Genomic DNA, 18971 nt, shown 5'->3' on the forward strand with positions numbered 1-18971 from the left:
AGGCGGCGCATGGACACCCTCCAATCCTTGAACGCGAACACCGTGCTGGCGATGGCGCTGATGCTGGTGGCGGCGGGTCTGGTGGTGCTGGGCCTGGGCATGGCGCGGCGTCTGCGCAGCCAGGATCGCAGCCGCCAGGTGGTGGATCAGGCGCTGGCGGCGCGGGAAGGCGCAGCGGCATCCGCGGCGCCCAGAGAAGAAAGACGCGGCAGGCTGGCCGCGGCGGCGCGTGTGGCCGATACGTTCGGCAAGCGCCTGAGCGAAGGCCGGCTCGCCGACGCGCTGCTGGCCGCCGAAGACCGCAAGCTGGTCGACATGGCTGGCTACTCCCAGCCCGGCACCGCGCGTTCGCGCTTCGTGCTGGTCAGGTTTGGCCTGGCGCTGGTCTTGCCGGTGGCCGTGATTTTGCTGGACTGGCACAAGCAGTTGCCGCAGATGCCGTTGCGCGCGTTTGTCGCGGGATTCGTGGCGTTTGCCATCGGCTACATGCTGCCCAAGTGGATCGTGCAGCGCCGCCTGGCGCGCCGCCGCCGTCAGGCCGCCGACGAGCTGCCTTTGCTGATCGACCTGTTGCGTCTCTTGCAGGGCGTCGGCTTGTCGATCGACCAGAGCCTGCAGGTGCTGGTCAAGGAGTTCGGCCAGGTGCTGCCGGTGCTGGCTTCGGAATTGCGGCTGGCCTCGGAACTGTATGTGCGCGGGCGCACGCGCGAACAATCGCTGGCCCGCATGGCCACGGGTTTTGACAACGACGACCTGTCCGCCATCTGCCGCCTGATCGCGCAGGTGGATCAGCACGGAGGCGCCGTGCAGGAGCCGCTGAACCGCTTCGGCGAGCGCCTGCGGGACAAGCGGCGCCTGGAGCTGAAGGAGAAGGTGGGCAAGACCACGGTCAAGATGACCGGCGTCATGATCGTGACGCTGCTGCCCGCCTTGTTGATCGTGACGGGCGGCGCGGGGTTTATCGCGGTGTTGCGCGGCTTGTCGCGCATGGGAGGGATGTGATGGACGGAAGAATGGAAAACCGGTCGCGCTGGGGGCTTGTGCTCACGGCGCTGGTCATTGGCGCGGGTCTTGCCGGATGCCAGACCAACAAGGCGGAATCCGCCTGGCAACTGATCCAGCAACAGCAGCAGGAGCAGGCGCTGATGCGGCAGCAGGAGGACGAGGCCGAGAACAAGCGGCGGCCCAAGGAGCCGGAGCTGATGCTGTCCCTGATCGTCGAGGCGCAGCGGCAGGACCGCTACTTCGCGTCGCTGGCGTATATCGATGGCTTTCAGCAGAAGTTCGGCAATGATCCGCGCGTGGCCGTCCTGCGCGCCGAGGCGCTGCGCCAGACCGGCCAGACCGCGTTAAGCGAAGCGGCCTACCGCGCGTTGACCACCACCGATCAGGCGGCCGAGGGCTGGCATGGCCTGGGCCTCATCGCCGGCGGGCGCGGGCAGTTCGACCAGGCGGCGGACTACCTGGGGCGGGCGGCCCGGCAGTCGCCCATGGACGCGCGGATCCTCGGCGACCTGGGCTATGCGCGGCTGCGCGCGGGCGATCCGGCGGGCGCGCGCGTGCCGCTGGGGCAGGCGGCGGAGTTGACGCCCGATAGCGGCAAGGTGCTGGCGAATCTGGCGGTGCTGCTGCTGGTGGAGGGCGATGCGCTGCGCGCGCAGCAGGTGATGGCGCGCGCGCAACTGGGCGAGGAGGCGCGTGGACAGGTGCTGCGCATGGCCGCCGAGATTCGTGGCCAGTTGGCGCCGGCGCCAAGCGCGTCTTCCGCGTCGGCCACCCGGGTGTCCAGCGGCGAGCAGGTTGTGTTGCCCAGGATGAGCCCGCTGATGGACGGGCTGGGCAATGGTCCCATCGTGCGTTAACCCAATGTTCAGGATATCCGCCATGATCCGTTCCCTTCCGCACGCGCTTTTGATGCTGGCCTGCGCCGCGATGGCGCCTTCTGCGGCACACGCGCAGACGAATGCGCCGTTGACGGGCGGCATGTCCGCCGCGCCGGGCGCAGCCGTGCCGGACGCCGCGGCGTCCCCGACCGCCATGCCGGACAGGCCGGTGGTGCAGCAGGTGCAGACGCCGATGCCGGCGGCGCCAACTGCGGCAACGGCGACGACGGCATCGGCCGCTTCTTCGGCCCCCGCCGCGCCGGAGGCCTTCGGCGACGTGACGCGCGGGCTGCTTGCCGCGCAGGCCGACGGACGGCGGGCCGGCAATGCGTTGCCCGTGCTGGGGCCGGTCTCCACGGCCGCGTGGAACCGCTACGTGGAAAGCTTCAAGCAGCCCATTCCCGTGTGGTTCGACCGGAACGTGGAAATCCCCAACGTCCAATAGCTCCCCTCGGCGGGGCGCTCCCGCCGCATGCCCAGACGGAGTCGCAAGCGCATGTCAGCCGGCCATCAACGTTTCCCTCCGCCGCCGCGGCAACGCGGCAGCATGACCGTCGCCGCCGTGTTCGCGGTGCTGGTGGCGGTGGTGTTGCTGGGCGTGCTGCAGTTGGGCTACGGGGCCTACATGAAGCGCGAGATGCAGAAGGCGGCGGATCTGGCCGCGTTGTCGGCGGTGCAGGTCCTGAATCTGGGCGCCAGCGCGGACTGCACGCGCGCCGCCGCCGCAGGCCGCGCATCCGCCCTGGCCAATCTGCCCGACATTCTTGACACGTTCACGGCCGCCGACCTGACGGTGGAGTGCAAGGTGTGGGATCCGGCGCGGTCCGACGCCAGCGGCATGCACGTGTTCGACGCGGCGGGCGGGCAGGCCTACAACGCGGTGCGGGTGGCGGTGCGCAAGCAGCTGGCCAATCTGGTTCCCGGCGTGGACGGCGTCACGGCGTCGGCCGCGGCGGTGGCGACCCGCACGCCGCCGGTGGCCGCCTTCACGGTGGGATCGCGCCTCCTGCGGCTGGAGCGCGGCGGGTTGCTGTCGCAGCTGTTGGCGACGGCGGGTGCTTCGCCGTCGCAACTGGACGTGCTGGATGCCGCGGGGCTGGCCAACGTCAACATCACGCCGGCCGGCCTGCTGGAAGCGCTGGGCCTGCCGCTGTCGGCCGTGGCCGGCGTGGGCACGCCCGAACAATTGGCCGCGCTCAACACCCTGACGCTGGGTCAGTTGCTGAACGCGACGCTCAGCGTCATCGACAAACAGGCAACGGCCACCGCCGACGTGGCGCTGCTGCGCAACGCCATCAACACCGTCCTGGCCGTGATGCCGCTGAACCTGCCGGTGAAACTGCTGGGCGACGGCGGTGTGCTGGATCTGCACGTTGCGGGCGGCGACGCCCGCGCCGCGTTGCAGGCCGAGGTCAACGCGCTCAACGTCCTGGAAACCGCCTTGGTCATCGCCAACGGCAGCAACCTGATCAATCTGGGACTGAGTGTGCCGTTGCTTGGCCTGGACGCGCGTGTGCGCATCGTCGAGCCGCCATCCGTGGGCGTGGGCGGCGTGGGCACGCAGGCGATCAGCGCCGGGATCCGCGTCTATCTGCGCGTCAACACCACCAACATTCCGCTGGTCGGCCCCTTGCTGGCCAACACCCTGAACACCAAGGTGGACCTGCCCATCATCATCGACGTGGCGCAATCGACGGGCACGCTGCGCAAGCTGTGCGAGGCGCCGCTGCAGGAAAACCAGGCGGTGATCGACGTAACGTCGGCCGCAGCCAGCGTCTGCCTGGGGCGCTTTCCCGGCATGACGTCGGCCACCGACAGCAGCGCCGCAAACTTCCAGTCGCTTACCAATCGCTGCGAACCCAGCGCGTTCACCGCAATCGGCCGCCATCAGGTCCTGAACGTGCTGGGCATCCTGCCGCTCACGGCGCGGGTGACGCTGCCGGTGTTCAGTTCGACGGCGCCCGTTTCGGTCACGCTGACCGAGCCGCCATCGCCCAACGCCACGGCCACCGTCAACGCCACGAACGTAAACCTGTCCAAGCTGGCCGCCAACCTCACGGACGCGCTGATCGGCGGCATCCTGGGCGACCTCTTCAACACCGGCACGCCATTGACCGAAGCGCAGCGCAAGGACCTGGCGACCCAGTTGGTGGGCGGCGACAAGAACAACGCGGGCAAGACGATCTCCAAGGTGGTCAACGACATGCAGTGGTCCAAGACCGCGATGGACCAGTTGAGCGCGCGCTTGACTACCGGCGGCCTGACCGGGGTGCTGGGCGGCACGCTGCAACTGGTGGGCGGCATTCTGAACTCGCTGCTGCTGGCGCCCATCAGCGATGTGACGTGCGCGCTGGCGCTGACGCCGGATGCGATCCGGCAGTGCCGGGTCAACGCGGTCGGCACGCTCGCCCTGAACGGCAGCGGCCAGGTCGGAGGCGTGCTGTCGGTCGTCATGGTGCTGCTGGACCCCTTGCTCAGCTCGCTGTCCGTGGTGCTGCAGCAATTGCTCGACGTGCTGGGCCTGAGCGTCGGCCAGACCGACGTCGCCCTGATATCCGTGGATTGCGGCAAACCGCGCCTGGTGTACTGATGACAACGCTCCTGAATTCCATTTCCTTCCCTCCCGCATGGGCCAAGCGATGAGCGAGAATTTCGTGCGCGAAGATTTTGACGTGTACGTCTGGGAAGGCGCCTCCGACATCGCCAGCCGCGCCGAACGCTGTCTGGCCGGCATGGATGTGTCGCTGATCCGGGCCGACGCCGGCACGGCGTTCCCGCCGCCGCGCGACGTGTCGCGGCGCGCGGTGGCGCTGGTGTCCGTGTCCGTGATGGGCGACAAGCGCTTCGGCGGCTACGACTGGCTGGCGGCGCAAGGCATGCCGGTCATCTGGGTGGCGGCGGAGGCGCGCGGGCGCGATCCGCGCTTCTACCCGCCGGAATACTCGTACACGCTGCCGCTGTCCTTTACCAGCGCCGACCTGCGCAAGCTGCTGACGGAATTGCTGGGCGCGCTGAACCAGCTGGACCGCGCGGCGCCCCGGCGCGAGCAGCCGCTGATCGCCGTATCCGCGGCCATGCAGGACCTGCTGGCCGAAGCCGAGGTCTACGCGGACTGCCGCAGCAATGTGCTGATCCACGGCGAAACCGGCGTGGGCAAGGAGCGTATCGCGCGCCTGCTGCATGACGAGGCCGCATGGCGCGCGGGTCCGTTCGTGGCGGTCAATTGCGGCGCCATCCCCGAAGGCCTCTTCGAAGCGCATTTCTTTGGCCACGCGAAGGGCGCGTTCACAGGTGCAATCGGTGCGCACAAAGGGTATTTCGAGCAGGCGCACGGCGGCACGCTGTTCCTGGACGAGATCGGCGATCTGCCGCTGTACCAGCAGGTCAAGCTGTTGCGGGTGCTGGAACAGAACACGGTGACGCGGCTGGGTTCAACGGCGGAGGTGCCGGTGGACTTTCGTCTGGTTGCCGCCACCAACAAGGATCTTCGGATGCTGGTGGGGCAGGGCGAATTCCGCGCGGATCTGTATTACCGGCTGGCGGTCATCGAGCTGCGCATTCCCAATCTGGAGCAGCGCGGTCCGCACGAGAAGGCGGCGATCTTTCGCGCCTTGCTGCTGAGCCAGGGCGTGCAGGACGAGCCCCCGCCATGGCTGCTGGACCGCGTGGCGCGCACGCGCTACGAGGGCAACGTGCGCGAACTGTCCAACGTGGCCGAGCGAGTCGCCATCGTGCGGCGACAGTTTCAGGCCTGGGACCAGCCGCGCATCGAGCGCATCTTCGATCAATTGGCCGAACCGCTTCGGCTGGCCGGCACGGCGGCTGTGCGATTCGATCCCGCCAGCTTCACCGATGCCGAACGCGCCGAACGCGAACGCGTGCTCGCGGCGCTGGAAGCCAATGGCTGGCGCCGTCAGGACACCGCGCACACGCTCGGCATCAGCCGCAAGGTGCTATGGGAAAAGATGCGCAAGCTGCACTTGGGCGCCGCGCAGAACGAATCGGCCGACGGCCTTGCCGAGACGACTTGAACCCGCAATAGGGAATGGCCCGTACGGGGCCACAGTTTCGAAGCCGAATCAGACGAGCGTTGCTCTGTCGGCAGAAATAAATTGATATAGTTCCGCAACCGTTTTTTTGGGGTAAATATGAACGTCCAATTTATCCGTGGCGCCACCCGCGTGGCGTTGTTGGGCTCGGTCCTGACAAGTCTGGCCGCTTGCGCCAGCGCGCAGCCGGAACCGCCCCGGCCCACGGTTAAACAGGTCGAGGACACGCAGGCCGCCTCCACGCCCGTGACACCGCCCGCGCCGCCGCCGGCTGCGCGTCCGGCCTCCACGGTGTCGGAGCTGCAAAGCCTGATCCAGAACCGCCAGGTGTCGGAGCTGCGCACAGCCTACAACGGCACCTACGGCGCCAGCCTGTTGTTCAAGCCCGACGACCTGACGTATTACGTCGCGCTGTTTCAGCAGAAGGACTTCTGGCGCGTGATCAAGACCAAGTCCGACAAGCAGGCCGAAGCCACGTACCGCGCGTTCGTCGCGCAGTCCGCCGAGCTCGCCGAAGTGGACATCAAGCGCATCAAGATGCAGGCCGAAAACGCGCATGCCGAAAAATTGTTGGCCAGCCGCAGCGCCGAATTGAGCGCGCTGCAAGCTGACCGCACCGTGCGGCTGCAGCAGGAAGAGCAGGTCGCGGCGCGTCAGCAGCAATCGCGCGAGGAAGCCACGGCGCTGGCCGGCCAGCAGAAGGACGTGCGCCAGCAACTGCGCGACCTGCAGCGTCAGATCGACGCCTTGCAGGCGCAACAGGCGCAGGTCGGCAATCCGGCAGCGCAAACCCGGGCCAAGTAGCGCGCCTTCTTGTACTCTGGGCGTTGCACCCCATATAGACGCCATGGCTCTGAAAGTTTTTGACCTCCAGTGCGACCACGACCACATCTTTGAAGGGTGGTTCGGGTCGCACGAAGACTACGACGCGCAGCAAGCGCGCGGCCTTGTCACGTGCCCCGTCTGCGGGTCGGCCACCATCACCAAGCGCCTGTCCGCTCCCCGGCTGAACGTGGCCCACCTGCATGCGCCCGCGGCCCAGCCGCTCGTGCCGGCCGGCGCGTCCGACGCGGAAAAGATGGCGGCCCTGCAGGCCGCCGTCATGCGCCAGGTTCGTGCGCTGGTGCGCAGCACCGAAAACGTCGGCCCCCGCTTCGCCGAAGAAGCGCGCCGCATCCACGAAGGCGACGCCGACGACCGCCCCATCCGCGGCACCGCCACGGTGGAAGAACGCGAAGCCCTGGCCGAGGACGGCATCGAAGTCATGGCCGTGCCGGATTTTCTGGACGACGAACGGCTGCAATAGCGCGCCGAGGTGTCCGGCTCTCCTGGCTAGATGATCTGCAGTTTGAAGCAGCGTCTCAAAGGGTGTCAGACACCTTGCCACCCACCGCCCAAAAAAAAGCCAGACCGAAAATGGTCTGGCTTTTTTGCGCTGGGCCGGATCAGTTGTTGACGCGGCTGCGGTATTCGTTGGTGCGGGTGTCGATTTCGATCTTGTCGCCAATGGCGCAGAACAGCGGCACGTTCAGTTCGTAGCCGGTGTTGATCTTGGCCGGCTTGGTCACCTTGCCCGAGGTATCGCCACGGACGGCGGGTTCGGTGTAGGTGATTTCGCGCACGAGCGTGGTGGGCAGTTCAACCGAGATGGCGCGGCCGTCGTAGAAGACAACTTCCACGGGCATCGCTTCTTCCAGGTAGTTGAGCGCGTCGCCCATGCTTTCGGCTTCGATTTCGTACTGGTTGTACTCTTCGTCCATGAAGACGTACATCGGGTCGCCGAAGTAGGAATACGTGCATTCCTTGCGATCCAGTTGAACGACTTCGAACTTTTCGTCGGCCTTGTAGACCGATTCGCTGGCCGAGGCGGTCAAGAGGTTCTTGAACTTCAGCTTGACCACGGCGGCGTTACGGCCAGACTTGTTGTATTCGGCCTTCTGGACCACGAGGGGATCCTTGCCGACCATGACCACGTTTCCGACTCGCAATTCCTGAGCGGTTTTCATCGATAAAACTCCGGGGGTGATGGGTGCACTCGCCGTGCTTGCATAAGCCGCGTGAGGCTTTGCACACCCCGGGAGGCGTCATAGTTGAGGCCCGACAGATTCAGGGCAACTCAGAAAACTCTCTATTCTAACGTTTCTTGGCCAACTCTGCGCAAAACGTGGCCAGATTTTCGGCCAGGCCGGGCAGGGCCGACTGGCTGGCGTTCCAGTCGCGGGCTGCGTCGGACCACGCGCGCCAGGCGTCGGGCGCCAGCGCGGCGGTGACGGCCGGGGCCGTGCGGCCGGGTTCGGACTCGTTCCAGCCGCGGATCAGCGCATGTGCCGTTTCGGGGGCCGGATAGCGCGCCAGCCAGGCTTCCAGCTTTTCAAGATGGACGTTTTCGTCCTGGGGATAGATCTGCCAGACCAGCGGCCGGGCGGCCCAGGCGGCCCGCACGAAGGAATCTTCGCCGCGCACGAAATTGAGGTCCGCGCACCACAGCAGGCGGTCGTAATCGGGCTGCGCCAGAAAGGGCAACCGGACGACGCGCGGCGCGCCAGCCGACTGGCAGGCCGCTTCCAGCGCGGGCGCGACGCCCTGCGGCGCCAGCAGCAGGGTGGGGCGCGTGTCGGCCGCGAGGGCCTGGGCCAGTTCGGCCACCGGCGCCGACGGATAGCAAAACAGGGACACGGTGCGCGCGCCACTGCGCCGCAGCGCTAGCGCATCGTCCGGCACGCCGGCCGACCGCAGGAAGGCGTCCTGCATGTCCGCCGAGCCCTGTAGCGCTTCGCGCTCCACGGCCAGGGCCGGTTCGCGCAGCAGGCCGCCCGTGGCCGGCGTAAAGCCCGGAAAAAAGAAGTGCTTCACCAGGCCGTCCGGCCGCTGCGACGGCAGCCCGTGGCAGCTTTCGACCCACGCTTCGGCGCTCAGATATTCCAGGTTGATCCAGACGGGGTGGCTGCGGCGCATGGACGCGACGAAGGCCTCGGGCGGATCGCACGCGAACGCCTCGATCACGACGTCGCGCGCCTGCAGCGTGGCGTCCGGTGCATCGGACCAATGCACGATGTCGACGCCCGACAACTGCTGGCGCGCGGCGTCGGCCGAGATGCCGGGCTGGATGTGCGAGAAGCTGGCGAGGTCGTCGACCCACAGGCGGACATCCCACTGGAAATCGCGCGCGAGCTGGCGCGCAAGACGCCAGCAGACGCCGATATCGCCGTAGTTGTCGACGACCCGGCAGAAAATGTCCGCTTGCATGGCTGGCCTAGTGGAACTGGGCGGGGGCGGCCTCGGCGTCCTCGGGCAGTTCGGCGTGCACCAGTTCGCCCAGGGGATTCGGGAAGTAGGGCGCGCCGCAGTCCTCGCAGTACTCGGGCGGCAGCACGCCGGGGATGCGGCGAACGTCGGTGACCCCGTATTCCTTCAGCAGTGCCGCGATTTCGTCGACCACGTCGGGCTGGCCTTCGTCCATGACGAGGTCTTCCTCGCGGCCGTATAGCGGCCACACGCAGCCGTAATACACGTCGTTGCTGCTGCGCGCGGTAAAGCCGATGCGGTATTCGTCGATGCGGCCTTCGCCGCAGCCGGCCACCACGGCCCGGAGCTGCGAGGCTTCAAGGTTGACGGCGCCTTCCAGCCAGCTGACCGCCGCGCGCAGCGACAGCGGGCGCACCTGACGGTCGGCTTCGCGGTTGCTGACGTAGTAGGCGTCGGGCAGCAGGGCCTCGAAACCGCACCCCGGCAGCAGCGCGGCCAGCGTGGGCTGCGCTTGCGCGGCCCATTGCGCCAGGCAGGCATCACGGCTGGCGTCGGCATCGCCCAGCTTTTCCTGCCAGCGGAAGATCGGCTCGCCTTCGGGCACGGCGACCGTGCCGACGATGTAGCGCGTGTCGGCCAGCATGTTCGCGGTTTCGGTGTCGGTGTTCAGCGCCGGCTTGGTGGTCTCGGCGCCCAGCGCCTGCGAGCCCAGGCGTTGCAGCCATTGCCAGGTCTCGGAGAACGTGCGCGGCATCTGGTCCACGCTGACCAGCAGCGGCATCAATGTGGTGCGCGCATTGCTCGACAGGACATGCCCGTGAAGCTGGGCCAGCAGGGCTTGCTGCGCGCTGGCCGAAATGGGGCCGGTGGGAATGGCGTAGCGGGTCCAGGCGACGATGGGCGCGACGATCAGCAGGATGTCGTAGCGAACGCCGCTTTTCTCGATCTTCATCGATTCGGACAGGGTTTCGGCCTGTTCGATCAGAACCTCGTAGGCGCCCACGTCGCTTTGGGCAAGGTGGTCCAGCGCCGCTTCGAGCGGGGCGTCCTGGCCAGCCTTGAGCAGCTTCGGGATCGCTTCGCCAAGCTGGGTCTCCCAGAAGACGTCTTCGACGCGGCTGCCCGAGCGGTTCAGCGCCTGGGCAAGCGCGACCAGCCGGGTAGCGTCACGGGTCATGCGGGGAGCGGATTGGCTGCGGGATCGGGCCATAACTTCGGGGAACGTCCATTCAGTGTGTAACGACGTAGTTTAACGCCCGGCACCCTCGGCGGGGTGACGGTCCATTGCGCGCCGACCTGACTGACCCCGCCGCCGTCCGGTAGGGGCGTGACCACGGCAGACTTCCCAAGCGCGCACGATCTTCATTGATGCTTATCGGGCAACAGATTATCCCGAGGCCGGGGGTTTATTGCTCGTTTGAATCGGCCGACAATGGCGGCATCGTTATTGTTTCTGGAGGCACAGCCATGCGTTGGCCGACGCTTTTCGTATCCCACGGTTCTCCCATGCTCGCCGTCGAGCCCGGCCGCACCGGCCCCGCACTAGCGGACTGGAGCGCCGCGCAGGGCCGCAAGCCGCGCGGCATCCTGGTCGTTTCGCCGCACTGGATGGGCGAGGGGCTGGCGCTCTCGACCCGCGATCAGCAGGTCGCCTGGCACGACTTCGGCGGCTTCCCGCAGGAGCTTTACGCGCTGCAGTACGCCGCGCCCGGGTCGCCCGAACTGGCCGCGCGCGTGCAGGCGCTGCTGGCCGAATCGGGCATCGCCGCCGAGCGTGATCCCCGGCGCCCGTTGGACCACGGGGCCTGGGTGCCGCTGCGTTATCTGTACCCGGATGTGGATGTGCCGGTTGTGCAGCTGTCACTGGACATGGGGCGCGACGCGGCGGGACAGATGGAACTGGGCCGCGCGCTGGCGCGCCTGCGCGACGAAGACATCCTGATCATCGGCTCGGGGTCGCTGACGCACAACCTGCGCCACGTCCGCATGCCGCAGAACGCGCCGGCGGCCGACTATGTACCGGGCTTTCAGGCGTGGTACGCGGACAAGCTGGCGCATCATGACGTGCCTGCGCTGCTGGATTGGCAGGCGCAGGCGCCTGGCGCGATGCAGGCGCATCCGCATGACGATCATCTGATGCCGCTGTATGTGGCATTAGGCGCGGGCGGCACGAAGGCGCGGCGGCTGAATGACGAGGTGTCGTACGCGGCGTTGGCGATGGACGCCTATCAGTTTGATTAAGCTCGCGCCATTACCTGGTGTCTGACACCCGTTGAGAAACGGCGGCAAGCCGAAGATATCTCTGGAGGGTGTCAGACACCTCTGCCGCCCATGAAAAACGCCCCGGAACCGCAAGGTCCCGGGGCGTATTTACTAAGCTGCGACCGTTGACGATCAGGCAGCAAGCAGTTGGCGCAGCACGAACGGCAGGATCCCGCCGTGCTGGTAATAATCGACCTCGATCGGGGTGTCGATACGCAGCAGCACGGTCACGTCCTGCTTCGAACCGTCCTTGCGCGTGATCGTCAACGTCACGTCCTGCATCGGCTTGATGCCGTTTTCCAGGCCCGAGATGTCGTACGTTTCTTCGCCGGTGATTCCCAGCGACTGCACGCTGTCGTTGCCCTTGAACTGCAGGGGCAGCACGCCCATGCCCACCAGGTTGCTGCGGTGGATGCGCTCGAAGCTGCGCGTGATGACCGCCTTGACGCCGAGCAGCTGGGTGCCCTTGGCGGCCCAGTCGCGCGACGAGCCGGTGCCGTATTCTTCGCCGCCGAACACCACGGTGGGCGTGCCGGCCGCGACGTACTTCATGGCGGCGTCGTAGATCGACATCTGTTCGCCGGTGGGCTGGAACAGGGTTTCGCCGCCTTCGAAGCGGCTGCCGTCCGGCAGCGCGGGAATCATGAGGTTCTTGATGCGCACGTTGGCGAAAGTGCCGCGCATCATGATTTCATGGTTGCCGCGTCGCGAACCGTAGCTGTTGAAGTCGGCCTTCATGACGCCGTTTTCCTTCAGCCACTTGCCGGCGGGCGAGCTTTCCTTGATGGAGCCGGCGGGCGAGATGTGGTCGGTGGTGACCGAGTCGCCGAAGACGCCCAGCGCGCGCGCGCCCTTGACCGTGGGCATCGCGCCCGGCGTCATGCCGAAACCTTCGAAGAAGGGCGGTTCGGCGATGTACGTGGAGTCGGGCCAGTTGTAGGTATCGCCCGTGACGCCCTTGATGTTTTCCCACAGCTTGCCGGGGTTGCTCTTGACCTGGCCGTAGTTGGCCTCGAAGGCCTCGGGGTCCAGCGCGTACTTCAGCAGCGCGTCGATTTCCTCGGTGGTCGGCCAGATGTTGCCCAGCCACACGTCGCCATTCTTGCCGCGGCCGACGGGCTCGGTCATCAGGTCGCGCGTGACGGTGCCGGCCAGGGCGTAGGCCACGACCAGCGGCGGCGAGGCCAGGAAGTTGGCCTTGATGTTCGGGTGGATGCGCGCCTCGAAGTTGCGGTTGCCCGAGAGCACTGCCGAACAAACGAGGTCGTTGCTGGTGATGGCTTCGTTCAGGTCAGCCGTCAGGTCGCCGGCGTTGCCGATGCAGGTCGTGCAGCCGTAGGCCGCCACGTCGAAGCCCAGCTTTTCCAGGTAGGGCAAGAGGCCCGTCTTGGTCAGGTATTCGGTGACCACGCGCGATCCGGGGGCCAGCGAGGTCTTGATGTGCTTGGGCACTGTCAGGCCGGCTTCCACGGCCTTCTTGGCCAACAGGCCCGCCGCCAGCAGCACGCTGGGGTTGGACGTGTTGGTGCAGGACGTGATGGCGGCGATCAGGATGTCGCCGTTCTTGATCTTGGTGCCGGTGCTGGTGGTGAAGGTTTGATCCAGCTTTTCGGCGGGCTGGTTGAAGCCGTTTTCGGCGACCGGCTTGGAGAACAGGTCGATGAACGTGTTCTTGACGTTGCCGATCTCGATGCGGTCCTGCGGACGCTTGGGGCCAGCCAGCGACGGGGCGACGGTGGACAGGTCCAGCGTCAGCAGCTTGGTGAAATTGATGTCCTGGGCCGCGGGAACGCCGAACATCTTCTGCGCCTTGAAATAGGCCTCGAAGGCGGCGATTTCCTCTTCGGTGCGGCCGGTGCCGCGGAAGTAGTCGATGGTGCGTTCGTCGACCGGGAAGAAGCCCATGGTGGCGCCGTACTCGGGCGCCATGTTGCCGATGGTGGCGCGTTCGGCCACGGTCAGGCTGGCGGTGCCTTCGCCGCAGAATTCGACGAACTTGCCCACCACCTTTTCACGGCGCAGCATTTCCGTGATGGTCAGCACCAGGTCGGTGGCAGTGACGCCGCCGCGCAGTTGGCCCTTGAGCTCGACACCCACCACATCGGGCGTCAGGAAGTACACGGGCTGGCCCAGCATGCCGGCTTCCGCTTCGATGCCGCCCACGCCCCAGCCGACCACGCCGATGCCGTTGATCATGGTGGTGTGGCTGTCGGTGCCCACCAGCGAATCGGGGTAGAAAACGTTGTTCTTCTTGTCCTGGTGCACGCCGCGCGCCAGGTATTCCAGGTTGACCTGGTGGACGATGCCGAAGCCCGGCGGCACGACGCCGAAGGTGTCGAACGCCTGCATGCCCCACTTCATGAACTGGTAGCGCTCCTGGTTGCGCTTGAACTCCAGCTTCATGTTCAGGTCCAGCGCGTTCTTGGTGCCGAAATAGTCGATCATGACCGAGTGGTCCACCACCAGGTCCACGGGCACCAGGGGTTCGATGCTCTTGGGGCTCTTGCCCATCTTGTCGGCAACCGAGCGCATGGCCGCGATGTCGGCCAAGAGCGGCACGCCGGTGAAGTCCTGCAGCACGACCCGGGCGACCACAAAGGGAATTTCATCTTCGCGCTTGGCGTTGGCCTGCCAGTTGGCGAGCTGCCGCACGTGTTCTTCGGTGACTTTCTTGCCATCGCAGTTGCGCAGCACGGATTCCAGCACGATGCGGATGGAGACCGGCAGCCGCTGCACGTCGATGCCGAGCGATTTGCCCAGCGCCGGCAGCGAGTAGAACTGACAGGACTTGTTGCCGATCTTGAAATTCTTGAGTGTGTCTAGGGTGTTGTGCGGCATGATGGACTCCGTGGTTTTGCCCAGGCTGAAGGCGGCATTTTCAGGCGTTTCGGCAGGTTTGTCATTGTCTCTTGGACAAGTTTGCCGAGGGTCTATATCTTGGTTTATGTCTTATATCTTATATAAGACTTGGGCGACGCGTCAAAGTTCCGGCCCTTTATCGACCCAGACCGGTCCGGATTCGGCGAAACCCTTACTTTGGCGGACGCGCGCCAAGCCTGCAAGACCCTGCGCGCGCAAGAATGGCCCTTAGATCAGGCGCGCCGGCAGCTCCGCGGCCACGTATTCAAGAAATCGTTTCAACGCCAGCGGCTCACCGCAGCGCGCGGGCATGACGGCGTAGATCCGCGCGGGCGCCGCCGACCAGTTGGGCAGGATGTGCGCCAGACCGCCCTGGTCAAGTTCGGGGCCGCACAGATAGCGCGGGACCAGCGCCACGCCCAGCCCCGCGCCCGCCATTGCGCGCAGCGTATCCATATTGCTGCTCAGGCTGCGCGGCTGGAACTCCACCGATTCCATCTCGCCCGCTGGCCCGGTCAGCCGCCAGGTGTGCGGGCCGTCCTGCGTGCCGTGGGCCAGCAGGGGCAGGGCGGCCAGATCGCGCGGGTGGCGCGGTGCGGATCTGGCCATCGCAGGGCTGCACACCAGCGCCAGCGGCACAGGGGCAATTTCCAGCGCATTGAGCTTGGCATCCGTGAGCGAAGACGCCTGGGCGCGGAACGCCAGGTCGTAGCCTTCACCGACCAAATCGATGATCTGGTCGCGGGTATCCAGCAGCACCCGCACGCGCGGATGGTCCGCGCAGAAACGGGCGACCAGCCCGCCCAACACCCGCGTCGCGAGCGGCGCCGGCGCGGTGATGCGCAGCATGCCGGCCGGCGCATCGCCCATCGACGCAGCCAGATCGAAGACGCTGCGCGCCTCGCGGGCCAGCGCCTGGGCGTGGGCATGTATCTGTTCGCCCATCGGCGTCAGCGACACACGGCGCGTATTGCGTTGAAGCAGCCGCACGCCCAGGCGCGCTTCAAGCTCCGCAACCCGGCGGCTGAGCTTGGAACGTTGCATATTCAACACACGTGCGGCCGCCGAGAAGCCACCTTTTTCGACTACTTCACTGAAAAGCAGCAGGTCTTCAAGGCGATGAACGTAGTTAGGCATACAGCGTTTTAATAGGAGAAATTCGAAAATTTGATGGCATTGTCCTGACGGCCGGGACAATTATTCCTGAAATTGGCCCCTACTGTCCGGCGGGCCGACCTCATAAGCTGTCGCCGCAATACATGTTCAGCAAACAGCAAGGCAGCACTTTTTGACTCTTCATCTCAGCGCCGTCATCGCCGGATCCAGCCGCTACCTGGGCGACGCCTGCACCATCCGTCAGTTCCGCCATACCGATTTTTCGGGGTGCATGTCGCCCGTGGTGCTGGTGGACCACTTCGTCATGACGGGTCCCACGTTTGAGCCACATACGCACGCCGGCGTCAGCGCCGCGACGCTGCTGCTGGAAGACAGTACGGGCGTCATGCAGAGCCTGGAAGGCATCGAGAACAATCGCGAAATCCGCGCGGGCGACCTGCAGTGGACACAAGCCGGGCGAGGCATCGTGCACGCGCAACGGCCGGCAGGCGATGCCACGCTGCACGGGCTGCAGATCTTCATCGACCACCCGGCGCATCTGAAGTCCCTGCCGCCGTCTACGTCGTTGCTGCGCGCTGCGGACATGCCGGTCATCCAGACCCCCTCGGGCAAGGTCCGCGTGGTGGCGGGCAGCTATGCCGGTCTTGAATCGCCCTTGTGCACGCCCGAACCGCTGCTGATCCTGGACGGCTGGCTGCGGCCGGGCGCGACGACGCTCCTGCCCATGCCGCCTGGCTGGAATGCCTGGTTCTATGCGGTGCAGGGCGACCTGGGCGTGCGCGCCCGGCACCGCAGCAAGGGCGGGCCGCCGCTGCCCAAGGTGGCGGGGGGCGATCCGGACTTTGCGGTGTTGCCCGCCGGTTCCGCCGCTGCCGCCAGCGCCACGCCGGATGGTGAAGAAGGCGTGCTGCTGCTGATGGCAGGCAAGGTGCCCGTTCATTTTGTGCTGGTGGCCGGCCCCGCCGTCGTGGCGGCGTCGAAGCAGGGCGCCGGCATCACGCCGGCTGCCGATGCGGCCCTTGCCGAGGCGCTGACGGCATACGACGCCGTGGAGAGCCCGGCGGCGGAAGATGCATTGAGCATCTGCTGATTTAGGACGGAATCTGTTGTTCAACCGCAACGTTGGACACGGATTCTTCTTGAGGGACGCAATGAGAACGATTCTCTTTTGGTAACATCTAGCGCGTCAGATCTCTCAAGCGGATCTCCCCACCGCACCGCGGAGCTTGTTTCCGCACCACCAGCGTCCCCATATGAAAATCAGAACTCTCGCTTGCATGGCCGCCGCGCTGCCGTGCTTTGGCGCCGTCCACGCCCAGACCGCGCCCCAGACAGCCCCCCAGACGACCCAGCCCGCCACGACCAGCGGTCCCGTGACCTCGATGGACGCCATCCGGGTCGAGGCGAGCGCTGACGCGTCCGCCGGCGGCCTGTCGGCGCCGTTCGCGGGCGGCCAGGTGGCCCGCGGCGGCCGTGTCGGCATCCTCGGCACCGAGGATTTCATGAACACGCCGTTCAGCGTGACCAGCTACACGAATGAGCTGATCCAGGATCGTCAGGCGAAGAGCGTGGGCGATGTGCTGCAGAACGACTCGGGCGTGCGCGTGGCGCGCGGCTTCGGCAATTTCCAGGAGTCATACTTCATTCGCGGCTTCATCCTGAGCTCGGATGATGTGGCCTACAACGGCCTCTACAGCCTGCTTCCCCGCCAATACATCGCCACCGAGCTGTTCGAGCGCGTGGAAGTGCTGCGCGGCGCAACCGCCTTTCTGACCGGCGCGACGCCCGGCGGCGGCGGCATCGGCGGCGTGATCAACCTGGTGCCCAAGCGCGCGCCGAACGAACCGCTGACGCGCGTCACCACGGGCGTTTCCAGCGGCGGCCAATTCCAGCTTTCCACCGACATCGCGCGCCGCTTCGGCCCGGATGACAGCACCGGCATCCGCCTGAACGCCGCACAACGCAGCGGCGACACGGCGATCGATGACGAGCACAGCCGCACCAGCGTCGTTTCGCTGGGCCTGGACTGGCGGTCGGCCGATACGCGCCTGTCCGCCGACATCGGCTGGCAGGAAAACAAGCTCAAGCGTCCGCGTCCCAACGTGACGCTGGGCGCCGGTGTCACGACCGTGCCCGATGCGCCAGACGCCAGCTCGAACTATGCGCAGCCGTGGACCTATTCCAACGAGCGCGACGTCTTCGGCACGTTGCGCGCCGAACATGACTTCAGCGACAAGCTGACCGCGTACGGCGCGTTCGGCATGCGCCGTAGCGACGAAGCCAATTCGCTGGGCAACATCACGCTCACCAATGGCAGCACCGGCGCTGGCAACTTCTACCGCTTCGACAACACCCGTGAAGACAGCGTCAACACGGGAGAAATCGGCCTGCGCGGCAAGTTGCGCACCGGTCCCGTGGGTCACGAATTCGTCGTGTCGGCCTCGTGGTTCGATCTGAAGAAGAAGAACGCGTACGTGATGGACTTCCGCAACACGTTCCCCACGAACATCTACGATCCCATCTCTTACGACAAGCCTGCATTCAGTGCCGGCGCGCTGCGCGGCAACGATCTGGACAACCCCGCGTTGCAGGGCCGTACCCGCCTGAGCAGCTATGCCATCGGCGACACGATGTCCTTCCTTGACGACAAGGTGCTGTTCACCGCCGGCATCCGTCATCAGCGCATGTCGCAACGTGACTACGCCTACAACACCGGCGCGGAAAGCGGCGCCTACGACGCCAGCCACAATTCGCCGGCCTTCGGTCTGGTGTTCAAGGTGGCGCCGAGCGTTTCGCTGTATGCCAACTACATCGAAGCCCTGGTAGCGGGCCCGACCGCGCCTGCGACCGCTGGCGGCCGTCCGGTGCCGAACGTGGGCCAGAGCCTGCCGCCCTTCGTGTCCAAGCAGAAGGAGGTGGGCGTGAAGTATGAAGGCGAGAGCCTCGGTGGCGGCCTGGCGTTCTTCTCGACCGACAAGCCGCGCGCGGCCTACAACGCCAGCAACGAGCTGACCAATTCGGGCGAAGACCGCCACCAAGGCGTCGAACTGACCGTCTTCGGCGAGCCCGTGCGTAGCGTGCGTCTCCTTGGCGGCCTGACCTGGCTGGATGCCAAGCAGGTCAAGACCGGCACCGCCTCGCTGAACGGCAACCGCGTGATCGGCGTGCCGCGCTTCCAGGCCAACATGGGCGTGGAATGGGACATCCCGGGCGTGGAAGGCCTGGCCATCGATGGCCGCGTGGTCTACACCGGCTCGTCGTATGCCGATGACGCCAACACGCTCAAGGTTCCCGGCTGGACGCGCTTTGACGCCGGCCTGCGCTACATGATGGACGTCGACGGCCACGTCGTGACGCTGCGCGCCCGCGTCGACAACATCGCCAACCGCAACTACTGGTCGTCGGTGGGCGGCTATCCGGGCAACGGCTACCTCGTCCTGGGCGGTCCGCGCACGTTCTCGCTGTCGGCCAGCATGGACTTCTGATCGCTGCGGGCTGATGCCCGTACATGAAAAATCCCCCGAAAGCCTTGCGGCGCGGGGGATTTTTTTTGACC

At 66.3% G+C, this 18971-nt stretch carries 15 protein-coding genes; 10 read left to right on the forward strand and 5 right to left on the reverse strand.

The features are described 5' to 3' along the window. Window positions 1-9 precede the first annotated feature (9 nt). The 7 genes from KW836_RS20645 to KW836_RS20675 all read left to right on the forward strand — a co-directional run bounded on the left by KW836_RS20645 (window position 10) and on the right by KW836_RS20675 (window position 7238). The gene (locus KW836_RS20645; RefSeq protein ID WP_218344612.1) at window positions 10-1002 is read left to right on the forward strand and encodes a type II secretion system F family protein; all 993 of its coding nucleotides are present in this window, start codon (window positions 10-12) and stop codon (window positions 1000-1002) included. Window positions 1003-1013: 11 nt separating this feature from the next. Then, window positions 1014-1862 (forward strand): tetratricopeptide repeat protein, encoded by an 849-nt coding sequence (locus tag KW836_RS20650; protein ID WP_218344786.1) that lies wholly within the window; start codon window positions 1014-1016, stop codon window positions 1860-1862. A 22-nt stretch (window positions 1863-1884) separates the two neighbouring features. Continuing rightward, complete coding sequence (locus KW836_RS20655) at window positions 1885-2328, forward strand: DUF3613 domain-containing protein (protein ID WP_218344613.1); 444 nt, start codon at window positions 1885-1887, stop codon at window positions 2326-2328. 102 nt (window positions 2329-2430) lie between these two features. Further along, window positions 2431-4473, forward strand: coding sequence for a TadG family pilus assembly protein (locus KW836_RS20660; RefSeq protein WP_218344614.1), 2043 nt, complete (start codon window positions 2431-2433; stop codon window positions 4471-4473). A gap of 49 nt (window positions 4474-4522) precedes the next feature. Continuing rightward, window positions 4523-5914 carry a sigma 54-interacting transcriptional regulator gene (locus KW836_RS20665; RefSeq protein ID WP_218344615.1) on the forward strand — a complete coding sequence of 464 codons (1392 nt, stop codon included), beginning with the start codon at window positions 4523-4525 and terminating at the stop codon, window positions 5912-5914. A gap of 117 nt (window positions 5915-6031) precedes the next feature. Beyond that, a complete protein-coding gene (locus KW836_RS20670; RefSeq protein WP_175123670.1) occupies window positions 6032-6736 on the forward strand; it encodes a DUF2968 domain-containing protein in 705 nt (234 codons plus the stop codon). 43 nt (window positions 6737-6779) lie between these two features. Continuing rightward, window positions 6780-7238, forward strand: coding sequence for a DUF1178 family protein (locus KW836_RS20675; RefSeq protein WP_175123669.1), 459 nt, complete (start codon window positions 6780-6782; stop codon window positions 7236-7238). A 139-nt stretch (window positions 7239-7377) separates the two neighbouring features. On the opposite strand, the gene efp is transcribed toward KW836_RS20675, so the two are convergent. The 3 genes from efp to KW836_RS20690 form a co-directional block, all read right to left on the reverse strand. After that, window positions 7378-7938, reverse strand: coding sequence for an elongation factor P (efp, locus tag KW836_RS20680; protein WP_006225610.1), 561 nt, complete (start codon window positions 7936-7938; stop codon window positions 7378-7380). 127 nt (window positions 7939-8065) lie between these two features. Next, complete coding sequence (earP, locus tag KW836_RS20685) at window positions 8066-9178, reverse strand: elongation factor P maturation arginine rhamnosyltransferase EarP (RefSeq protein ID WP_218344616.1); 1113 nt, start codon at window positions 9176-9178, stop codon at window positions 8066-8068. A gap of 7 nt (window positions 9179-9185) precedes the next feature. After that, on the reverse strand, window positions 9186-10388 hold the full coding sequence (locus KW836_RS20690) for a DUF2863 family protein (RefSeq protein WP_218344617.1): 1203 nt from the start codon (window positions 10386-10388) through the stop codon (window positions 9186-9188). A 257-nt stretch (window positions 10389-10645) separates the two neighbouring features. Between KW836_RS20690 and KW836_RS20695 the strand changes: the two genes are divergently transcribed. Continuing rightward, window positions 10646-11419: a class III extradiol ring-cleavage dioxygenase gene (locus KW836_RS20695; protein WP_218344618.1), complete on the forward strand. Its 774-nt coding sequence runs from the start codon at window positions 10646-10648 to the stop codon at window positions 11417-11419. 153 nt (window positions 11420-11572) lie between these two features. Here KW836_RS20695 and acnA read toward each other — a convergent pair whose 3' ends face one another. Continuing rightward, window positions 11573-14278 carry an aconitate hydratase AcnA gene (gene acnA, locus KW836_RS20700; protein ID WP_218344619.1) on the reverse strand — a complete coding sequence of 902 codons (2706 nt, stop codon included), beginning with the start codon at window positions 14276-14278 and terminating at the stop codon, window positions 11573-11575. Window positions 14279-14527: 249 nt separating this feature from the next. Then, window positions 14528-15436 carry a LysR substrate-binding domain-containing protein gene (locus tag KW836_RS20705; RefSeq protein WP_218344620.1) on the reverse strand — a complete coding sequence of 303 codons (909 nt, stop codon included), beginning with the start codon at window positions 15434-15436 and terminating at the stop codon, window positions 14528-14530. Window positions 15437-15587: 151 nt separating this feature from the next. Between KW836_RS20705 and KW836_RS20710 the strand changes: the two genes are divergently transcribed. Together KW836_RS20710 and KW836_RS20715 are read left to right on the forward strand one after the other, a co-directional pair. After that, window positions 15588-16505, forward strand: coding sequence for a pirin family protein (locus tag KW836_RS20710; protein ID WP_175138070.1), 918 nt, complete (start codon window positions 15588-15590; stop codon window positions 16503-16505). A 163-nt stretch (window positions 16506-16668) separates the two neighbouring features. Then, on the forward strand, window positions 16669-18900 hold the full coding sequence (locus KW836_RS20715; RefSeq protein WP_218344621.1) for a TonB-dependent siderophore receptor: 2232 nt from the start codon (window positions 16669-16671) through the stop codon (window positions 18898-18900). Window positions 18901-18971: the final 71 nt, after the last annotated feature.

This window comes from Achromobacter sp. ACM05 (assembly GCF_019218915.1).
Classification (GTDB): Bacteria; Pseudomonadota; Gammaproteobacteria; order Burkholderiales; family Burkholderiaceae_B; genus Achromobacter; species Achromobacter animicus.

What these genes read in the sequence shown, in the direction of transcription:
- KW836_RS20645 (WP_218344612.1), top strand. Translation starts at nt 10, where the DNA reads ATGGACACCCTCCAATCCTTGAACGCGAACACCGTGCTGGCGATGGCG.
- KW836_RS20650 (WP_218344786.1), top strand. Translation starts at nt 1,014, where the DNA reads ATGGAAAACCGGTCGCGCTGGGGGCTTGTGCTCACGGCGCTGGTCATT.
- KW836_RS20655 (WP_218344613.1), top strand. Translation starts at nt 1,885, where the DNA reads ATGATCCGTTCCCTTCCGCACGCGCTTTTGATGCTGGCCTGCGCCGCG.
- KW836_RS20660 (WP_218344614.1), top strand. Translation starts at nt 2,431, where the DNA reads ATGACCGTCGCCGCCGTGTTCGCGGTGCTGGTGGCGGTGGTGTTGCTG.
- KW836_RS20665 (WP_218344615.1), top strand. Translation starts at nt 4,523, where the DNA reads ATGAGCGAGAATTTCGTGCGCGAAGATTTTGACGTGTACGTCTGGGAA.
- KW836_RS20670 (WP_175123670.1), top strand. Translation starts at nt 6,032, where the DNA reads ATGAACGTCCAATTTATCCGTGGCGCCACCCGCGTGGCGTTGTTGGGC.
- KW836_RS20675 (WP_175123669.1), top strand. Translation starts at nt 6,780, where the DNA reads ATGGCTCTGAAAGTTTTTGACCTCCAGTGCGACCACGACCACATCTTT.
- efp (WP_006225610.1), bottom strand. Translation starts at nt 7,938, where the DNA reads ATGAAAACCGCTCAGGAATTGCGAGTCGGAAACGTGGTCATGGTCGGC.
- earP (WP_218344616.1), bottom strand. Translation starts at nt 9,178, where the DNA reads ATGCAAGCGGACATTTTCTGCCGGGTCGTCGACAACTACGGCGATATC.
- KW836_RS20690 (WP_218344617.1), bottom strand. Translation starts at nt 10,388, where the DNA reads ATGGCCCGATCCCGCAGCCAATCCGCTCCCCGCATGACCCGTGACGCT.
- KW836_RS20695 (WP_218344618.1), top strand. Translation starts at nt 10,646, where the DNA reads ATGCGTTGGCCGACGCTTTTCGTATCCCACGGTTCTCCCATGCTCGCC.
- acnA (WP_218344619.1), bottom strand. Translation starts at nt 14,278, where the DNA reads ATGCCGCACAACACCCTAGACACACTCAAGAATTTCAAGATCGGCAAC.
- KW836_RS20705 (WP_218344620.1), bottom strand. Translation starts at nt 15,436, where the DNA reads ATGCCTAACTACGTTCATCGCCTTGAAGACCTGCTGCTTTTCAGTGAA.
- KW836_RS20715 (WP_218344621.1), top strand. Translation starts at nt 16,669, where the DNA reads ATGAAAATCAGAACTCTCGCTTGCATGGCCGCCGCGCTGCCGTGCTTT.